Origin of the sequence: Limosilactobacillus difficilis, assembly GCF_947387495.1 — a bacterium.
Lineage (GTDB): Bacteria > Bacillota > Bacilli > Lactobacillales > Lactobacillaceae > Limosilactobacillus > Limosilactobacillus difficilis.
On record NZ_CANDNU010000035.1, the window covers coordinates 1 to 17,493 of the forward strand.

Genomic DNA, 17,493 nt, shown 5'->3' on the forward strand with positions numbered 1-17,493 from the left:
AAAAACTAGACCAATGCCATTAGTGGCATAGCCTAGTTTTCCCAAAATTTATCATCAGTACCGATTGACAAAGAGCCCATTAAAAAAACACCTCCTACCAGTAAATACGATAAGAGGTGCTTATTGCACTTAATTATTTAGTGTTGTTTACTCAAATAGCTGACCGCGTCGTTGAAGTTCTTAACCGGGACAACTTTCATCCCCGGCGCTTCCTTTTTGGCGGTTTGCCGGGCCATTTGATAGTTGGTCTGATGGCCTTCTTCGTATTTCAGAATGGTCTTGGTTGGTTTGATATATGGCGCAAAGAAAATTTTGGCACCAGCGCGGTGGGCAGCAATCACTTTTTTGTCAATGCCGCCAATTTCGCCGACAGAGCCATCTGGATTAATAGTCCCCGTTCCAGCGATCTTCTGGCCGTGTCGCAGATTTCGGTTGGTTAGTTGTTGGTAGATCTGCAAACTGAACATCAGACCACCAGAAGGACCACCCAATTGCCCCGGATTGACCTTGACCGGGATTTTAGTGTGTACCTTCACGTTATCGGTCAGGAGAATTCCAATCCCCGTTCGCGAAACACCAGCTAAGCGGACCAATTTGCTGGTAGCAGACCGCTTCTTACCATTATGGAGGTAATCAACTGTCAGCCGACTGCCGACCTTGCGTTTACCGATATACTGCTGGTAGCCATGAGCCGTATTAAAGTGATGCCCATTTACCTTGGTAATCGTGTCGCCAACATGCAGTTTGCCCTTAAACTTCGAATTGGGTTGAATCGAGAGGACATAAATTCCCAAATATTGTTTGCGATAGTGCTGGTGAGCAGCTTTATAAGCAGTCGCGATCGCTTCGTTGATCGCACTTTGCATGTAAAAATCCTGAACCTTTTGGTAGGTCTGGCCACTCGTACCGCCGGTCACATCATTAGCGCTCTCAATGGTCGCATGGGGATTAAATTTCGCCCACACCCAGGTAACTGGCCGTGCCTGTGCTAGGTAGACAGATGTAATCATGAAACTACCTTTGCGTCGATCAGGGTGCCCCTTGATGGTCACGTAAGAGCGAAGATTGTCGGCACTCCCAGGCATTTCAATATAGCGATTCAACGGCCAGAAGAGAAACCAGCCCAAAAAGAGGACAATCGCAATACCAAGGCCAATCCGCTTTAGGATGCGCCGGTCATTGTTATTATTTTGACTTTGTTTGCTCATTTTGTTTCGTCACCAACTTGAGTTTCCGTTCTTCCAAACGCTTGTCCAGCGCCGTGCTGATTGTTCCTGGCAGGTAAGCAGAAATATCACCATCGTTTATCGCTACTTCTTTCAATAGTGAACTGGAGAGGTGCTGGTATTTCGGATCCGCCAAGAAAAAGATCGTTTCTACATCCCGGTCCAAAAACTTGTTCATCGTTGCGATATCACGTTCATACTGAAAATCAGTAGTATTGCGCAAACCTCGCATCAAATAATCGGCACCAATTTTGTTCATCAGGTCAACCGTTAAACCGCTGGCCGTAATGACCGAAACGTTACTCATTTCGGCGGTAACGGCTTTAATCTGTGCGACCCGCTCTTCAACACTGAAGAGGGGATGCTTGGTTGAATTAGTCATCACAGCAACGGCAAGCTGGTCAAAAAGAGCCCGACCACGCTTAATTAAGTCCAAGTGACCAAGAGTCAGCGGGTCGAACGTTCCAGGAAAAATTGCGACTTTCATTATTTCTTACCTCCACCAAAACGATAAAGAGTTAGTTCAGTAATACCGTATGTTTGCCGTCTTTGCAAGCGAAAAGATGGTAACTGATCCGGCAAGTTAGCATGATGATCCGTCTCGGCAATAATCAAGGCCCCTTCATTTAGCAGTGCCTGCTCGCTCATCGTTTGCATATTTTTAACAATCTGCTGTTTAGCATAGGGAGGATCCAAAAAAACCATGTCAAAGTGCTGCCGCTGCTTTGCAAACAACTGCAAAGCACGATTAGCATCATTTTTCAGCACTTCAAATTTTTCGGGATGCTTTGTGACCGCAATGTTTTGCCGAATTGTCTTGACCGCAGCATACTGTCGATCGACCAAGAAAGCCTTGTCCACGCCGCGACTCACAGCTTCGATACTTAGGCCGCCACTCCCAGCAAAGAGGTCCAGGCTGGTACCGCCGTTGAAATAGGGCCCAATGATGTTAAAGAGGGCTTCTTTCACCTTGTCAGTGGTGGGTCGAGTTGCCCGCCCTGGCACTGCGCTAAGACGACGACCACCGTATTCACCAGCAACGATTCTCATTTGACATCATCCTCTTCATTTTGTTGTACTGCCATTTCCTGTCGAAGCTGTTTTAATTCTGGATCTAGCTCCGGCCAGGCCGACTTCACGACCTTGCCAACAGTACGCAATTTCTTTATCTTTTCAATTGTACTATCGAGTTGTCCTTCATCAATATAAATGATCGCATAGTGCATCCGGTGAGACACGTACACCAAATTTCCGTAATGGCGAAGAGAACGAACCACCCTCGTCGACCGGAGGTGAACAACGAGGGGTCTTCTCGCAGTCGGTTCAAAACTCACAGCACTCACCTCCTAATAACTCAATTTTTGCTGAGCACGCTGCCGTTTGCGACGGATACTAATATTTTCTACTAACCCAATGCTGGCACACAACACTAGCATACTGGATCCCCCATAGGAAACAAAGGGAAAAGTCACCCCCGTGATCGGCAACAATCCCAAGACCCCACCGACGTTAAAAAGAGTCTCAACAGAAATAAAAGTCCCGACCCCGTAGCAAATCAAAGCCTCATACATCGAATGGGTTTTAACTCCTAAGCGAATCGCGTGCATGATAATTATCGCTAGCAAAAGCAAGATCACAGTCACTCCGATCAAACCCAGTTCCTCAGCAATAATCGACATAATAAAGTCAGTATTTGGTTCAGGCAGGTAACCCATCTTTTGAATGGAATTGCCAAGCCCAACGCCATGAAAACCGCCATTACTGATTGCGTAATAGGAATTGACCAATTGACTCCCAATCCCCCGGGCATGTTGGAAAGGGTCGATAAAGGCAACAAAACGAGCCGCCTGATAGTTGTGGATATGGCCAACGAAGATGTGAGCCATTGCAGGGACGCCAAAGGCCAGGGTGCAGACCCCGAGGCCTAAAACAGTCAGAGAAATCGCCAAGGACATCCCCGATGCCAACAAAATCACCACCGCAATGGCAGTATTGATCGTAAAACCACCGATATCGGGCTGAATAATAATCAAGAACAGTAAAGCGCCTAACAGGATGGTCGGCTGCCAAGCTTTCGTGTCTTTATAAGAAAGGCCTTTTTCGCTAATACCAGCAAAGCGGTCAGAGAGATAGAGAATCAAGAAAAACTTGCAGACTTCTGCCGGCTGGATGTTAAAAAAACCGAGATGTAACCAGCCATGAGCCCCATTAATCGCAGCTCCGTGGATTCTTACAATCAGGAGCAATCCCGCCAAGATGATAAAGAACCATCGTAAAAAAACTGGCGAGCGCAATTTTTCCAGCTTGAGACTGCTAAAAAGAGTAAAAACTACTAAGCCCATCAAAACGTAGATCAGTTGACGTACTAAGTAGCTACGTGGGCTCAACCCATTTTGCATTTGAATGCCTGCACTGGCCGAATAAACCATTACGATTCCTAAACAGCACAGGATAATGTATGGACCGGCGATCATCCAGTCCCAATAGTGCATTTTTCGCCTAATTTTTGTAAACAACGATTTCAGCCTCCGTTTTTGCACAAAATCGAAATCTATTATACACCCTTGCCAACTGCGGCCGACAAGCACAAAAAGGCCACCCGCCTTCGCAACGCGAAAACCAGTGACCTTTTCATTAACTTCTTAAAACTTTTTTACTTTTTCTTGCTTGCTGCCTTACGCCGCTTTGCAGCCTTTTCACGGGCGTTAGTATTTAGAATCATCTTCCGAAGACGAATGTTCTCTGGAGTGATTTCACAGTATTCATCATCATTCAGGAATTCCAGGGACTGTTCCAGTGAGAAGTGGGTTGGCGTGTTAATCCAAGCCTTTTCATCAGAACCAGCCGCACGCACGTTGGTCAGGTTCTTCCCCTTGGTGATGTTGACAGTGATGTCGTTATCCCGGTTGTTGACACCAATGATCATCCCTTCGTACACTTCCGTACCTGGATCGATCAGCAGCGTCCCCCGGCTTTCAATCCCCATCATCGCGTAGGTGGTTGCCTTTCCGGCATTCATTGAAACCAGTGCACCCTTCTTCCGACCAGGGTTCCAGCCCTTGATCACCGGAGCGTATTCCTTGAAGGTGTGGTTCATGATCCCATAACCCCGCGTTTGAGTCATGAATTCGGTGGAGTAACCGATCAAACCACGTGAAGGAACTTCGAAGATCATCCGGGTTTGACCGTTGCGGGAAGGTTCCATGTTCTTCATCTGGCCCTTCCGTTGAGCCATACTGTCAATAACGGCACCGGTGTAGTCATCTGGAGTGTCAATCTGAACTTCTTCAAATGGTTCGCACATCTCACCGTCGACTTCGCGGTAGATAACTTGCGGACGCGAAACAGCCAGTTCGTAGCCTTCACGACGCATCGTTTCAATCAGGATTGACAAGTGCAGTTCACCACGACCAGAAACAGTCCAGGCACCTGGATCGTCAGTGTCTTCAACCCGCAGGGAAACATCGGTGTGCAGTTCCCGCTTCAGCCGGTCTTCCAACTGGCGGGCCGTCACAAACTTACCTTCCTTGCCGGCAAACGGTGAATCATTCGTCCGGAAAGTCATCTGCAGTGTCGGCGGATCGATCCGCAGCAATGGCAGAGCTTCAAGATGGTTCGGATCACAGACGGTTTCACCGACGTTGATGTCTTCCATCCCTGAAACAGCGATCAAATCCCCAGCTTCAGCTTCCTTGATTTCGAGACGCTTCAGGCCAAAGAAACCGAACAGCTTCGTAACCCGGAAGTTTTGCTTAGAACCATCCAGCTTCATAACAGTAACGTTATCACCGACCTTGATCTTGCCCCGGAAAACCCGGCCGATCCCGATTCGGCCAACATAATCGTTGTAATCGAGCATTGCTACTTGGAACTGCAGCGGTTCATCGGAGTTGTCCTCAGGAGCAGGGATGGTCTTGATGATCGTATCAAAAAGTGGCTTCATCGTGTGCTTCTGGGTTGAAATGTCAGCGTCTAAACTTGACGTTCCATTCATCGCAGAAGTGTAAACCACTGGGAAGTCCAGTTGGTCTTCGTCGGCCCCTAATTCAATAAAGAGGTCCAGCACTTCGTCAACAACTTCCTTCGGCCGAGCACCCTTCCGGTCAACCTTGTTAATAACAACAACCGGAACCAGATGCTGTTCCAGAGCCTTTTGGAGAACGAAACGCGTTTGTGGCATCGTTCCTTCAAAGGCATCGACAACCAGCAAACAGCCGTCAACCATCTTCATAACCCGTTCAACTTCACCACCGAAGTCGGCGTGGCCTGGGGTATCCAGAATGTTAAATTGGTACTTGCCGTACTTAACAGCCGTGTTCTTTGACAGAATAGTGATCCCACGTTCCCGTTCGATCGCATTCGTATCCATCGCCCGGTCCTGAATATCGAAGTGTTCTGGCAGCGTGTCAGATTGCTTCAGCATTTCGTTAACCAGCGTCGTCTTACCATGGTCGACGTGGGCAATGATCGCAATGTTGCGAATATCATCACGTGATTTCAAGATGTTTCTTCCTTTCTCAAATGCGTAAATTGACGTAGCGAAAAGCGATGTCATATCCCCACCGCAAATCAAATAGAGACCGTAAAAAAACTGTGACGCGCGGTCACAGTCGCTCTGCTAATTCACGAGTTGGTGGATGTCCTGCGCAGCCTGGCTCGTCGCTACTAATACAAGATTAGATGATAGCACATCGGGCCGGGAACCGTCAACGTTTTGAACCACTAAACCCAGCTCTTCTGCAATGACCCGGCCGGCAGCTAGGTCCCAAGGCTTCAACCAGGAAAGATAAAGACCAAGACGACCCGTGATGACGTCGGTTAGCTCAATTCCGGCGCTCCCGTACATCCGCAGTCCTCGAGCCTGTTCAGCAATCTGGCGTACTTGACCGCGGCCGCTAAGGATTAAGCCCCCGTTAATTGTCACCAGAGAATCATGAAGACCACTATCAGCCGGCTGCTGCAGTTTTTGACCATCAACATAAGCGCCGTGACCATGCCAGGCATGATAGAGTTGATTGTTGGCAACATCCAGAATATACCCCAGTGTCGGTTGGCCATCAATATATAAAGCGATCATAATAGCGTAACGGCGCTGCTGTTCGACAAAATTCATCGTCCCATCAATCGGGTCAACGATCCAGACATGCCCTTGCAAACGGGAAACATCATCGCCAAAGCCTTCTTCGCTGATGATCTGGCAGTCAGGATCGAGCTCTTTAATCTTGCGGTCAATGAATTGCTCGTTGTCCTTGTCAACGGAAGTTACTAAATCCTTAAAACCTATTTTTTCCTTCACGTTAAAACTTTCTTGCCGACGTTGCTTGGTGGCGGCACCCAATTGCCGAATCATTTTTTGAATTGCCGAATCAATTTCTTCTAGATCCATCATGCATCACTCCATCTTAATCCGTTTTGCTTTGCTTTCTTGTGCCTTTTTGACCACTCGATACAATACATAACCGGAGGTCTTTTCGAATTCTCGACCCAGGCGCTTTTCTTCCGACTTAGCGGTAACTACCTTTTTAAACTGCTGGTAAGCGTCGAGTATTTGCTGACGACTAGCACCAGTTTCATAAGCATCCTCAACTTGCCGAAACATCGCAATGACTGTTTCCAATTCCTCAGTATTCCAAGACGGATCCAGTGGATATGAATAATTTTTGGCTTGCATCTTAGTCACTCCCCACCATGTATTTTATCATGACCGGAGTGTTTTCGACGCAAATCGTCCAGCCCGCCCCGAGATTGTGCTAAACTAAAAAGTGTTCAATTTCTTCATTTTGGAGGTAGCAAAGTTGATTTTAATGAAAGACATCGTTCGCGACGGGGATCCCGTTCTCCGGAAACGTGCCGCTAAGGTGCAATTTCCCTTATCCGATGACGATAAAAAACTGGCTCACGATATGATGGAATATCTCGAAGTTAGCCAGGATGAGAAACTCTGCAAGAAATACGGTCTGCGTGCGGGTGTCGGCCTAGCTGCACCCCAAGTTGGGGTTTCTAAACAAATGGCCGCCGTTCTAGTTCCCCCGCTGGACCCGGATGCCAAAGACCAAACCCCTTCATTTAAGGATGTGATCATCAACCCGGTGATCGTCAGTGAATCCGTTCAGTACGGGGCCTTGACCGAAGGAGAAGGTTGTCTGTCCGTTGATAAGGACGTTCCTGGTTATGTCCCACGCCACGATCGGATTACCCTTCGCTACACGGACACCAAAGGTGAAAAGCACCAGTTGCGGCTGAAAAATTATCCGGCCATTGTTTGCCAGCACGAAATCGATCATTTACGTGGCACTCTTTTTTACGACCATATCAACAAGCAGCACCCATTTGAGGCGCCACACGACACAATCTTGATCGGTTAAACTTAATCAATCCATATTAATATTACCAAAATAGCACCTTTAGCAATGTCATTGGAGACAATGGCATGACACTGCTAAAGGTGCTTTTATTTCGTACTACTTAATGTGCTACGCAAAAGCCGAGCGACGTTTTCTGCTGTGGCAGCAATGTCTTGCGGAGCATCAGCGAGAGCTTGTGCTAAAGGCTTAGCGCTCGTCGGCGTCGCAAAAATTGCATCGATAAAGCCGGCAGTGCAAAGCTCCCTAGCCCCCTTGCCAACCTTGCCGGCTAACACGATAACCGGCGCACTGGGTGCCACTTCGTTGGTTGCCTTAGCCACACCATAAGGAGCTTTGCCAAATTTGGTTTGGAAGTCAATTCCGCCTTCTCCCGTTAAGACGAGCTGGGCCCCCCGGGCACGAGCCTTAAGTTTTGTCGCTTGAATGACCACATCTACCCCATGTTCCATCTGCGCCGAAGTGAAAGCTAGTAATCCAGCTCCAAGGCCGCCAGCAGCTCCAGCACCAGAAACTTGTTCAATATTCCGGCCGCAATCGCGCTGAATTACATGAGCATAATGCTGTAAATTATGATCCAAACGAACAATCATTGCCGGGCTCGCTCCTTTTTGGGGGCCAAAAACTCTAGCCGCCCCCTGCGGACCAGTAAGCGGGTTAGTGACGTCCGAAGCAATAACAATCGGCGTTTTAGCGAGACGAGGATCTAGCCTGCTGAGATCGATGTGATCCAATAACGCTAATCCGCCGCCTCCACGTCTAATAGCTTGACCATCTTTATCAAGTAAGTTAACACCTAAAGCTTGAGCCATCCCTGCACCACCATCGATGGTCGCACTACCACCCAGACCAATGATGATCTTCTTTGCTCCGTGATTTAAGGCGTCAATAATCAACTCCCCAGTCCCGAAAGTAGTTGCTACAAGCGGATCAGCCCTTGCCGGGGTAATGAACTGAATGCCACTAGCGGCTGCCATCTCAATGACGGCCGTTTGTCGATCACCCAGCATTCCATAACTCGAATTGACCATTTCAAAAAAGGGATTATGAACACGGTGAGTGATAATTTGCCCATTCGTTGCATCGACCAGTGTTTGGACCGTTCCCTCACCCCCGTCAGCCATCGGATTCATCACGTATTCTGCATCGGGAAAGATGCGATAAAAGCCTGCCTTCATTGCCTTCGCCACTTGTTTAGCCGTCAGCGAACCCTTGAAAGAATCTGGAGCAATGACAATTTTCACGAGACGACACTTCTTTCAATTCAGATAGCGATTCTTAATCAAGTTGGCCTTCCGTGAATGATCATCAGGATAAATGAATCCTTCATCGATTCCCAGTTGAGACAGCTCCTCTAAAATGCTTTGCTTGTACTGGAATGGAATGATGTACTTTTCCTTTTCTTCTTCATTATCGGGGTTGTACAGGCTCAAAATATCGATCGACATTTGAGCTTGCCGTTCTACCTTAGCATAATCAATGTTGATGGACTTATCATACTCATCACTGATGAAAGGCACGAAGAGAAACATGCCGTGCTGGTTCTCCATTCGCCGGCTCATTCGCTTGATCCGGACAATTTTAGGCACGATCAATTCCAGAGGATTTAGCTTATTCTTAAAACTTGGAATGTCACGCTTTGCTTCGTCGAACAGTTGAAGAAACGGTACCGTCTTGATTGCCTGTTTAAAATCATTAAAGTAGTGGTTCGGGTTCTCATCTTCAAAGTAGCTAAAGTAACTGTAACTCCAAAGGCTATGTTTTTCGGCAATGTAGCGGTCATCGGTTTCGTAAAAATGATTGATGGCTTGAAAGAAAGCATTCTTCACCGTCATTGGCTGACGGGCCAGAGAAGATTCCAGTTGCATCTCATTGCTAAACGCGTTCTTCTTAAAGTAATTGTGATAGTTAAAGAGTACTTTTCCGGTGTATTCCTTAATCAGATTATTCCACCCCTTCAAAGACAACATATCACGCAATTTATTGAAATTAGGCTGATCTTTGTAGATATAGACCTCTCCGTTGCCATTGCCGCCCTTGGTGGCAAAGAACAAGGCTACTAAAGGGTTTGTGCTGATGTCCAACAGCCGTGTTGGCAGGTGGAAGTGCTGCATCAAAGCCAAGCGCTCAAAATTGGTTCGACATTTTTCAAACAACTGGGGATCGGCCATCAAGAAATCATTGAAGAGGTTATCCTCATTATCCAAAAGTTCTCGACTCCGGAAAACAGCTGGTAAAGTGTTTTTGAAGTTGTTATCTTGCCCTCGGTAGTAATAATTTCGTCCTTTGGGGCTATTATTGATCAACTTTTCGATTTCTTCGATATAGTTTGATACTGTTTTAATTTCATGAATCATGGCGCCACCCCTATTTGTTTCTTCATGTCTATTCTAACCCTTTGCGATCAATTGTTAGCAGAACTGATGGGGTTTGCTTTTAAAGATGATCTAGCCTTATTGGCGTGGTTATTTTCGCAACCGGCAACACCTAAAAACAATAGAATTCCGGCAACAGCGCTAATGTATTTCACCCCTCTTTGCATCAAAATCTTCTCAAAGAGCAATGTATATTTATTATACAGCATGTCACCCTAGCACTCATTTCGCAAAATTAAAAATGACTTGGCACGCCGCTAAGCTAGCCAAGTCATTTGCTTACTCACCTATAAACTCAATTCAAATGCCAGTCGGCGGCGATCAATTTTGTCGTCAATATAGACTATGCCACGCTTGACAAACCCATCCCCATGCCGAGCTTTTGCATCGGCTTGTTCACGGCGTGTGTATCAAAACGGAAGTTGTGAATTCCCTGAGCCAATCCGGCTGACAGGAGATTGGAAAAAAGATAAGTTGCCAGGTGCCGACCACGAAATTTATTGGACACCGCAATGCGGTGAATCGTAGCGTAAGGGGCCATCGGTTCTTGCCACTGGCCCTCTTCAATAAGATCGTAATTCGGATCTGGTGTTGTCTGGAGAACCGCCGTCCCAGCAACCTGCCCGTTAACCACTAAGACATAACTGTCACCAGTGCTGATATCATCTCGGATCATCGCTTCATTTGGATGGCCATCTTGCCACTGGGGGCCATGATAACTCTTCAAAAACGCCTTAGCCTCGTTGATCACATCCATGATCGCAGCAAGATCTTCTGGCACCGGTTGCCGCAGGTAAACTTGCATCTAACTCACCCTTTCGCGTTTTTGCTTAGTCTACCACAAGTGGAGAGTTGGACCAATCATGTAAAGTCCAAAAGCCATTACAGCAGCGGATAAGGTCCAGACAAGCCATTTGTACCAACCTCGCATCTGGTACTGTTTTGGCAAAGCAGTCGCTTCTAGGGCCAGCAAGAAGCCCAGAACAACTGGCAGCATCAGTGCGTTGATTACTTCGACCGTTACCGCAATGCCAACAATATCAAAGTTGACAAGAACGAGGACAGCTCCGATCAAATGCGCTAAAACGTAAATAATATAGAAACCTGCATTCTTCTTATTCAATGGTTCATTCAGGCTGTGGTGCCAGTCAAGAACCTCCGTAACTCCCCAGGTTCCAGCCAATGCAACCACCAAAGCCGCCACCATCGCCCCGCCGAGCATACTAACACCTAGTAAAATTTTTGTCGGCCAGGCACCGAGGAAAGGCATGAGGCCCTCAGCCATTTCTATGACGTTATTTAATGGCTGGTGTACTCCACTATGGTAGAGCGTCGCTGCAAAGGTAATAATAAAGACCAGCATAATTCCCTGGGTCAAGAGCGTCCCGACGAAGGTGTCATGCCGTTCCTTTTTGATAGCAGTTACCGGCAAGCCCTTATCGACAATGGCCGATTGTTGATAAAAAATCATCCATGGCATGATAACGGCGCCGACATTAGCTGCCACGAGGTAAATATAGGAAGTATGGTGCCAGGGGATTGTCAGCAAGCCCTGAACCATGGCGTGACCGTCAGGATGCACCATCAGCATGGCAATAATAAAAGCGAGTTCGCCAAGGCCGAAGAGAATACCAATCTTCTCGGTGCGCCGGTAGCTACCCAGAAAGGCAATCAAGATCAAGATCACCGTTGCGATCGGAATCGTCACCCACTTAGAAATTCCGAAGAGCTGGCCTACTCCTGCAACACCAGCAAATTCTGTCAACAATGCTCCAACCGAAGAAATTGCCAAGGTTGCTGCTGACAACCAAGCCCAACCCCGGCCAAAGTGTTCACGAATTAGAGCGCCATGCCCTTCTTTTGTCACGATTCCTAATCGCACCGTAATTTCTTGAACCATGTAGAGGATCGGAATCAAAACGATTTGCGGCAAAATCATCGAATAACCCCACTGAGCCCCAGACTGAGCGGCCGTAATCAGACAGCCGGCATCCGTGTCAGCCAGCATTACGATCAGTCCTGGTCCCCATAGCTTTAGAAAAACTGGAAGATGCCAAGACCAGTGCATATGTTTTACTGCTTGCAAGCTACTTCACCTTGTTTAAAATTATTATGTTGACAATTGTAAACATTACTGGGAAAAGATTCAAGTTGAAAAAGGCCGTTGAGCAAGTCGCCCAACGGTCTCACTTTCGTTTCAATTGCACATCCCTAGCCCAAGTGTTCATCCAAAAAATCCGCCACGATCTTTAACACCGCTGGTTGTAGAAACTTAGCGTCCATATGACTAGCACCCTTGATTTCGTAAAGGTCAGCAGGCACATGATGTTCCTGCAGGCTTCGATAGAGTTTTTCACTGTCCTGGAGAGGAACAACGACATCTCCAGTACCGTGCAAGATGAGGAATGGAACGGTTTGCTCGTTAATATAGGACAACGGATTAGCTGCCGCATCGAGTGCGGGTGCATCCTCTGGCTCTTGACCCAGCAAATTCTTGTAAACAAAGTCAAAATCGTCACTGGCACTACCCTCCTTGGCAGTCAGCGGATCGACAACGCCATAAAATGGGACGGCAACTTGCACGTCACTGGAGCAAGCTAGGTTCTGACCCTTATCAAATTTTTTAATTCCGTTCGTTACCCCTAGCATACTGGCAAGATGACCGCCGGCAGATTCACCGAGAGCTGCAAAACGCTGTGGGTCAGCCTGGTAACGGTCTGCATTTGCTCGCATATAGCGAATCGCTGCCTTGGCATCTTCCAATTGCCCGGGAAACTTCACCTTGTTGCTATCCCGATATTCAACTCCAACAACGATGTAACCGCGATTAGCCAGATCAACCAAGTTGGGCAGGTGCACATTGTGGTCCGTGTCCATCCAGCCGCCACCAGCAAACCAAAAGACGACCGGATAACGCCGATCGTCACCCGTTTGAAAATGACGAATCACAGTTAATTTTAAATCACGCGTCGTGTTGCCGAGCCATCCCGGCACTTGCGCGTAAGTCACATCGGTATCCATCCAGAGTCCATCACGTGTCGGCTTGACTTCAATTTGATACTTCATTCTCACTAGCCTCTCTTGTTAATCAACTAAATAGTATGATATATGGTAACTATAATCTAGCTTATATTATACACCAATTTAGGTTAATGGTTGATTTTGGGATTTGGCTACCTTTTTCAGGTCACGTACGTACTCCTTAGTGGCCTCATTCATCACAAAAGCAACGTCGATGTGTAAAAGATGTTCATAGGTCCACCAGTCACTGACGACAAAGGCGCGATTGGCGCCCTCAACTGGCAAAATTTGCTCTTGTTTCGCGTATTGATTAAGAGCCTGGTTTAGACTACTGACGGAGAGGGCATCTGCCTGCTTTCCCAGTTGTTCAATAGGCAGACTATATTCAAAGGCCATTACACCCTTGCCCCAAACGTCGGCCACCTGCTCAGAGGTTTTCACCACAAGCTGATCATCATTTAATATCTGATGCAGACACGCGCGGACTGCAGTGTCAGTCGTCTTCCGTGCACTATTGCGTAACATAATCGTCGCCCGATTGACCAGCAAACGGTGAATCGTGTAGTAGATCAGTCCAATAATGACGAGGACTGCAATAATCGTCAAGACAATACTCATAATGTCCAACTCCAAGCTTCTCTTTGTCTCTTTCTTCTTCAATTCAAGCATACCACACGGCAATTGGGACGACAATTATCCATAGTTGTGATAAAATAATAAACTGATTGATTAAGAATATTGATGTGAGGAGTTTGAAAATGACTTTTAAAGTTTATTATCAACCAACAAAAACCGCGACACCTCGTCGGGAAAACACACACGTCCTTTACATGGAAGCTGATTCAGAAGCTGCAGCTCGGCAGACTGTTGAAAACAACACCGAGTACAGCATCGAATTCATCGAACTCCTTGATGAAAAATCCTTAGAATTTGAAAAGAAGGACCCGAACTTTAAGATGACACAGTTCTAAGGCTGTTAAACCAGACTAACCGGGGGCAACCAGGTCCTCGGTTTTTTTTCGCTTGGATGCGTCACTTAAAAGGGAGGAAAGGGCCGTGCACTTTACGATTATCGTTAACAAAACCGCTGGTTCAGGGCGTGGGCTGCAGGTTTGGAAACAAGTCGAACCTCTTCTGGCCCAAAATCACGTCGATTATGACACGCAATTTACTCGTTACGCTGGTCACGCTACCTATCTAGCAAGCCAGCTAGCCAAACATTGGAGTGGTCAAGTTAAAAAGCAAGTGGTTGTGGTCGTCGGTGGAGACGGAACCCTCCATGAAACCCTCAATGGCTTGATGACTCTGCGCGATCCTTATGACCAGCGGATTCCGCTTGCGTACGTGCCCGCAGGGACCGGCAACGACTTTGCCCGCGGTTTTGGTCTTTCCTTGGATCCGGCAGTTGCACTGCAGCAGATCCTCAGCGCTCAACATCCCCAGCGCACCACCATTGGTGAGTATGACGAAGCGATTAAGGGCGAGCTTGAATATTTTCTTAACAATGTCGGTATTGGCTTCGATGCCGCCATCGTTTCACGAACCAACGCGTCAAAAACAAAGAAACGTTTAAACCACGCACACATCGGTTCGTTATCCTATTTGGCTAACGCAGTGAACGTTCTTTATAATCAGCAACCTTTCTCCTTGATGGTTGAAAACGGGCGCCACCACGACCTCTACCCCAAATCTTACATCGTGATCGTCAGTAACCATCCATACATCGGGGGTGGTTTCAAAATTGCCCCATCGATGTCAGTTCATGATGACCAGCTCGAATTGTTGGTCGCCGAACGCCATGGTTGGCCGCTAACTGCCCTGCAATGTCTTGAGTTTGCCCGGGGAACGTTGGCCCATTCGCGCTATGCACACGTCTACAACGGTAAAAAGCTGCATTACGCAACTTCTTCCCTCGAATTTGGCCAGACAGACGGACAAGAAATGGGGAACCGCTTTGTCGATATCAGTTTTCGTATTGCCCATTATCCCTTTTGGATTGCATCACAGAAAACAAACTAAAAAAGGTTGGACCGCTTTTCGTCCAACCTTTTTGATTTGGCCAATAATTCCTTTCTTATCGCCTATTTCATCACCATTCCTAAATCAATAAACAATAATTGCAGCTTACTTAACCGTCCCAGCAAAACTCGGTGCAAAGTACTGGCTGATCGATTGAATCTGAACATTTTGCCCTGGTTGTGGTGCCGCCACGTACTGGTTATTACCGATGTAGATGGCGGTATGGTAAGTAGCTCCGTGTTGTCCCCAGAAGAGAAGATCCCCCGATTGAGCTTGAGAAACAGGGTGTTGGTTCACACAGTTTTCCAAGGCCACGGTGTAGTGTGGCAACTGTTTACCAGTCGCGTGAGCATAAACATAGTCAACAAGACCAGAACAATCCATCCCATTGAGACTGTTACCGCCCCAAACGTAAGGAATATTGCTATTAGCTAGTTTAACGGCCAATGATACAACGGAACCAGTCTCTAAGTCGTTGCCATTAGCAGTTGCCGTCGAAGTACTTGTTTGTACCTGTGAGCTTTGGGCTGCCTGGTTGTTAGTCTGGCTAGCACTTACCGTTGTGGCTGACGATGCAGCTGGCGTTGAGGCAACTGATTGCTGGTTCGACGACACCGTTGATTCGCTCGTCGCATTGCTCAATGCCGGTTGGTTGCTCCAAGACTGACTGTTTGCCGCACTAGTTGTTGACACGACTTGAGATGAAGCAAGAGAAACACCCGTTGAGTTGTTTGTGGCCGGAGCAATTGTACTTGGCGACACCTGACTGGCAGGTTCAACATATTCACTGGCAGCGGCCGGTTGAGTCAGCTGAGCTGACTGCGAGGGCTGGTCTACCATTTGACCGGCTGTTGTTGCAGTCTGAGCAGATCCGGAAACAACATCAGAACCGGCCCCAGAATAATTAGTAGCCACATCAGCCTGCTGAGTTCCAGTTTCATTGTTTCCGGCAGAAACTAACGGTGCTGCAGTATTGTTTGCAGTGGCTGCAACAGATTCGCCAGGAACTACTGTTTGGCTACCAGCCACGTTGTTTGTAGCTACCGAATTAGTTGCAGCAGCTGAATTTGCCGAGGAAATACTTGTGGCAACCTCTTCATTATTTGGACGTGGTTGGGCTGTGGTCTGACTGACAACAGTTGATGGAGCTGAAACGGTTGGTGCTGCCGAAGATGCTTCTCCAGCAACAGAAAGCAGTTGACTAGTTGCCTCCTCTTTAACCGCCAGCTGTTGCCCCACATAGATTAAGTCGTTATTCAAATGGTTCCAAGTCTTCAATTGAGCAACCGTAACGTCAAAATGTTTGGCGATCCGACTCAGTGTGTCACCTTTTTGGACTGTGTAAATCCCATTTTGTGACAGAAGCTGGTTGCTTTCATTTCCAATTGTCGGCAGTTGCAGCTGTTGACCGGCAAAGATCAAATCAATGCTATTCGTAACGTGGTTAATCGACGGATTAGCCTCTTCAATCTTGGTCGTTGATAAACCCTCGCGCTGGGCAATTCCCCAAACAGTGTCGCCTGTTCCAACGTTAATCACCTTCGCTCCGGCGGTTACCGTCGAAACTGCCAGTAAGCCTAATGCCGAGACCGAACCGAGAAACATTGATCGGTGGATCTTGGCCCGTTTTCTTGCTGGTTTGGCAAGTTTGTTCATCATTAAACACCCTCTTTATTTCATGTCGTAACCCAGCAATCATACTGGGCCACGCTATCATTAAGATTATCATTCTCGATAACGCTTGCACAGCGAACACATGATCGGCCAGCCATCTTAGCAGGTTTCCGAAATTGCAAACGCCCTTAACCCGGCTTTCTTAACGTCTTATTACAGTTGTTAAGATTCCTCTAAAATCGTCTGACTAAATGATAACACAAAAATTACTTAAAGAATTTATTAATAATGATAGCAAAATCGTTTCCCTTCTTCTGACTTGATAAAATAGTGGTATTGAAAGAAGGGAAGCGATGTCTTGGTCAACTTATACTTTCACACAAACGATCCTTCCAAACGGAAAGCCGTTAAGTGGCTGACTGGGCACGGGATTGAAATTCACCTTCGTAATCTGGAAAAGCAACCGCTGAGCGTCACTGAGATCCACCAATTGTTGACCCTGTCGATCAATGGGACCGATGATCTCATCTCTAAGCGTTCCCGGGAAACCAAAAAATTGAAGATGGACCGTGATACCATCACCATCAATGAACTGATTGCAGCGATTCAGACCAGTCCACACATCCTTAAAAACCCAATTATTTTTGATAACCGCAAGCTGGTTACGGGCTTTGATCGAGAAAAGATGGGGATCTTTATTCCCCAAACCCAGCGGCAGTTAGAACTGAGCACACTTTTTCAAAAACTGAAACTCAAATCCAACCATCACGGCAACATCAAGTTAGCATAAGACATGGCAAAAGGGGCTGTGACATAAGTCCCTAAAATGATAAAGCCCATTCGGAATTTGGCAAAAATTCTGAATGGACTTTTTTT

At 47.1% G+C, this 17,493-nt stretch carries 19 protein-coding genes; 4 read left to right on the top strand and 15 right to left on the bottom strand.

Going from position 1 to position 17,493, the window contains the following annotated elements; translation table 11 throughout:
- Nucleotides 1–137: 137 nt before the first annotated feature.
- The 8 genes from QOR82_RS06845 to QOR82_RS06880 all read right to left on the bottom strand — a co-directional run bounded on the left by QOR82_RS06845 (nt 138) and on the right by QOR82_RS06880 (nt 6,897).
- On the bottom strand, nt 138–1,208 hold the full coding sequence (locus QOR82_RS06845) for a SepM family pheromone-processing serine protease (RefSeq protein ID WP_283584035.1): 1,071 nt from the start codon (nt 1,206–1,208) through the stop codon (nt 138–140).
- The gene (coaD, locus tag QOR82_RS06850; protein WP_283584036.1) at nt 1,186–1,713 is read right to left on the bottom strand and encodes a pantetheine-phosphate adenylyltransferase; all 528 of its coding nucleotides are present in this window, start codon (nt 1,711–1,713) and stop codon (nt 1,186–1,188) included. The genes QOR82_RS06845 and coaD overlap by 23 nt, the downstream gene beginning before the upstream one ends.
- Nucleotides 1,713–2,276, bottom strand: a complete 564-nt coding sequence (gene rsmD, locus QOR82_RS06855) for a 16S rRNA (guanine(966)-N(2))-methyltransferase RsmD (RefSeq protein ID WP_283584037.1) — start codon at nt 2,274–2,276, stop codon at nt 1,713–1,715. Before rsmD ends, coaD begins: the two co-directional genes overlap by 1 nt.
- Nucleotides 2,273–2,560, bottom strand: a complete 288-nt coding sequence (locus tag QOR82_RS06860) for a YlbG family protein (RefSeq protein WP_283584038.1) — start codon at nt 2,558–2,560, stop codon at nt 2,273–2,275. Before QOR82_RS06860 ends, rsmD begins: the two co-directional genes overlap by 4 nt.
- Nucleotides 2,561–2,572: 12 nt before the next feature.
- Nucleotides 2,573–3,766 (bottom strand): FtsW/RodA/SpoVE family cell cycle protein, encoded by a 1,194-nt coding sequence (locus QOR82_RS06865; protein ID WP_408612932.1) that lies wholly within the window; start codon nt 3,764–3,766, stop codon nt 2,573–2,575.
- Between the two features lie 113 nt (nt 3,767–3,879).
- The gene (typA, locus tag QOR82_RS06870) at nt 3,880–5,727 is read right to left on the bottom strand and encodes a translational GTPase TypA (protein WP_283584039.1); all 1,848 of its coding nucleotides are present in this window, start codon (nt 5,725–5,727) and stop codon (nt 3,880–3,882) included.
- A gap of 117 nt (nt 5,728–5,844) precedes the next feature.
- Nucleotides 5,845–6,615: an inositol monophosphatase family protein gene (locus QOR82_RS06875; RefSeq protein ID WP_283584040.1), complete on the bottom strand. Its 771-nt coding sequence runs from the start codon at nt 6,613–6,615 to the stop codon at nt 5,845–5,847.
- 3 nt (nt 6,616–6,618) lie between these two features.
- Nucleotides 6,619–6,897 (bottom strand): UPF0223 family protein, encoded by a 279-nt coding sequence (locus tag QOR82_RS06880; protein WP_283584041.1) that lies wholly within the window; start codon nt 6,895–6,897, stop codon nt 6,619–6,621.
- A gap of 124 nt (nt 6,898–7,021) precedes the next feature.
- Here QOR82_RS06880 and def point away from each other — a divergent pair, with 124 nt between their 5' ends.
- Entirely contained in the window at nt 7,022–7,591 is a 570-nt protein-coding gene (gene def / locus QOR82_RS06885; protein WP_283584042.1) for a peptide deformylase, read from the top strand.
- A gap of 86 nt (nt 7,592–7,677) precedes the next feature.
- On the opposite strand, the gene QOR82_RS06890 is transcribed toward def, so the two are convergent.
- The 6 genes from QOR82_RS06890 to QOR82_RS06915 form a co-directional block, all read right to left on the bottom strand.
- Nucleotides 7,678–8,832 (bottom strand): glycerate kinase family protein, encoded by a 1,155-nt coding sequence (locus QOR82_RS06890; protein ID WP_283584043.1) that lies wholly within the window; start codon nt 8,830–8,832, stop codon nt 7,678–7,680.
- 15 nt (nt 8,833–8,847) lie between these two features.
- Nucleotides 8,848–9,945, bottom strand: coding sequence for an FRG domain-containing protein (locus QOR82_RS06895; protein WP_283584044.1), 1,098 nt, complete (start codon nt 9,943–9,945; stop codon nt 8,848–8,850).
- A 361-nt stretch (nt 9,946–10,306) separates the two neighbouring features.
- The gene (locus tag QOR82_RS06900) at nt 10,307–10,768 is read right to left on the bottom strand and encodes a GNAT family N-acetyltransferase (protein ID WP_283584045.1); all 462 of its coding nucleotides are present in this window, start codon (nt 10,766–10,768) and stop codon (nt 10,307–10,309) included.
- Nucleotides 10,769–10,798: 30 nt separating this feature from the next.
- Entirely contained in the window at nt 10,799–12,031 is a 1,233-nt protein-coding gene (locus QOR82_RS06905) for an NRAMP family divalent metal transporter (RefSeq protein ID WP_283584046.1), read from the bottom strand.
- A gap of 143 nt (nt 12,032–12,174) precedes the next feature.
- On the bottom strand, nt 12,175–13,029 hold the full coding sequence (locus tag QOR82_RS06910) for an alpha/beta hydrolase (RefSeq protein ID WP_283584047.1): 855 nt from the start codon (nt 13,027–13,029) through the stop codon (nt 12,175–12,177).
- A gap of 78 nt (nt 13,030–13,107) precedes the next feature.
- Nucleotides 13,108–13,602, bottom strand: coding sequence for a hypothetical protein (locus QOR82_RS06915; RefSeq protein WP_283584048.1), 495 nt, complete (start codon nt 13,600–13,602; stop codon nt 13,108–13,110).
- A gap of 140 nt (nt 13,603–13,742) precedes the next feature.
- Here QOR82_RS06915 and QOR82_RS06920 point away from each other — a divergent pair, with 140 nt between their 5' ends.
- Nucleotides 13,743–13,955: a DNA-directed RNA polymerase subunit epsilon gene (locus QOR82_RS06920; protein ID WP_283584049.1), complete on the top strand. Its 213-nt coding sequence runs from the start codon at nt 13,743–13,745 to the stop codon at nt 13,953–13,955.
- An 85-nt stretch (nt 13,956–14,040) separates the two neighbouring features.
- Nucleotides 14,041–15,003 (top strand): diacylglycerol/lipid kinase family protein, encoded by a 963-nt coding sequence (locus QOR82_RS06925; protein WP_283584050.1) that lies wholly within the window; start codon nt 14,041–14,043, stop codon nt 15,001–15,003.
- Nucleotides 15,004–15,108: 105 nt separating this feature from the next.
- Here the strand turns inward: QOR82_RS06925 and QOR82_RS06930 are convergent, their stop codons facing one another.
- Complete coding sequence (locus QOR82_RS06930; RefSeq protein ID WP_283584051.1) at nt 15,109–16,662, bottom strand: C40 family peptidase; 1,554 nt, start codon at nt 16,660–16,662, stop codon at nt 15,109–15,111.
- Between the two features lie 313 nt (nt 16,663–16,975).
- On the opposite strand from QOR82_RS06930, the gene QOR82_RS06935 reads away from it, so the two are divergent.
- Nucleotides 16,976–17,407 (top strand): ArsC/Spx/MgsR family protein, encoded by a 432-nt coding sequence (locus QOR82_RS06935; protein WP_283584052.1) that lies wholly within the window; start codon nt 16,976–16,978, stop codon nt 17,405–17,407.
- Nucleotides 17,408–17,493 lie beyond the last annotated feature (86 nt).

Bases quoted from the DNA above. Each gene is read 5' to 3' on its own strand.
- rsmD (WP_283584037.1), bottom strand. From the start codon at position 2,276: ATGAGAATCGTTGCTGGTGAATACGGTGGTCGTCGTCTTAGCGCAGTG.
- QOR82_RS06915 (WP_283584048.1), bottom strand. From the start codon at position 13,602: ATGAGTATTGTCTTGACGATTATTGCAGTCCTCGTCATTATTGGACTG.
- coaD (WP_283584036.1), bottom strand. From the start codon at position 1,713: ATGAAAGTCGCAATTTTTCCTGGAACGTTCGACCCGCTGACTCTTGGT.
- QOR82_RS06905 (WP_283584046.1), bottom strand. From the start codon at position 12,031: ATGCACTGGTCTTGGCATCTTCCAGTTTTTCTAAAGCTATGGGGACCA.
- QOR82_RS06930 (WP_283584051.1), bottom strand. From the start codon at position 16,662: ATGATGAACAAACTTGCCAAACCAGCAAGAAAACGGGCCAAGATCCAC.
- QOR82_RS06910 (WP_283584047.1), bottom strand. From the start codon at position 13,029: ATGAAGTATCAAATTGAAGTCAAGCCGACACGTGATGGACTCTGGATG.
- QOR82_RS06920 (WP_283584049.1), top strand. From the start codon at position 13,743: ATGACTTTTAAAGTTTATTATCAACCAACAAAAACCGCGACACCTCGT.
- QOR82_RS06900 (WP_283584045.1), bottom strand. From the start codon at position 10,768: ATGCAAGTTTACCTGCGGCAACCGGTGCCAGAAGATCTTGCTGCGATC.
- QOR82_RS06895 (WP_283584044.1), bottom strand. From the start codon at position 9,945: ATGATTCATGAAATTAAAACAGTATCAAACTATATCGAAGAAATCGAA.
- QOR82_RS06875 (WP_283584040.1), bottom strand. From the start codon at position 6,615: ATGATGGATCTAGAAGAAATTGATTCGGCAATTCAAAAAATGATTCGG.
- QOR82_RS06880 (WP_283584041.1), bottom strand. From the start codon at position 6,897: ATGCAAGCCAAAAATTATTCATATCCACTGGATCCGTCTTGGAATACT.
- QOR82_RS06845 (WP_283584035.1), bottom strand. From the start codon at position 1,208: ATGAGCAAACAAAGTCAAAATAATAACAATGACCGGCGCATCCTAAAG.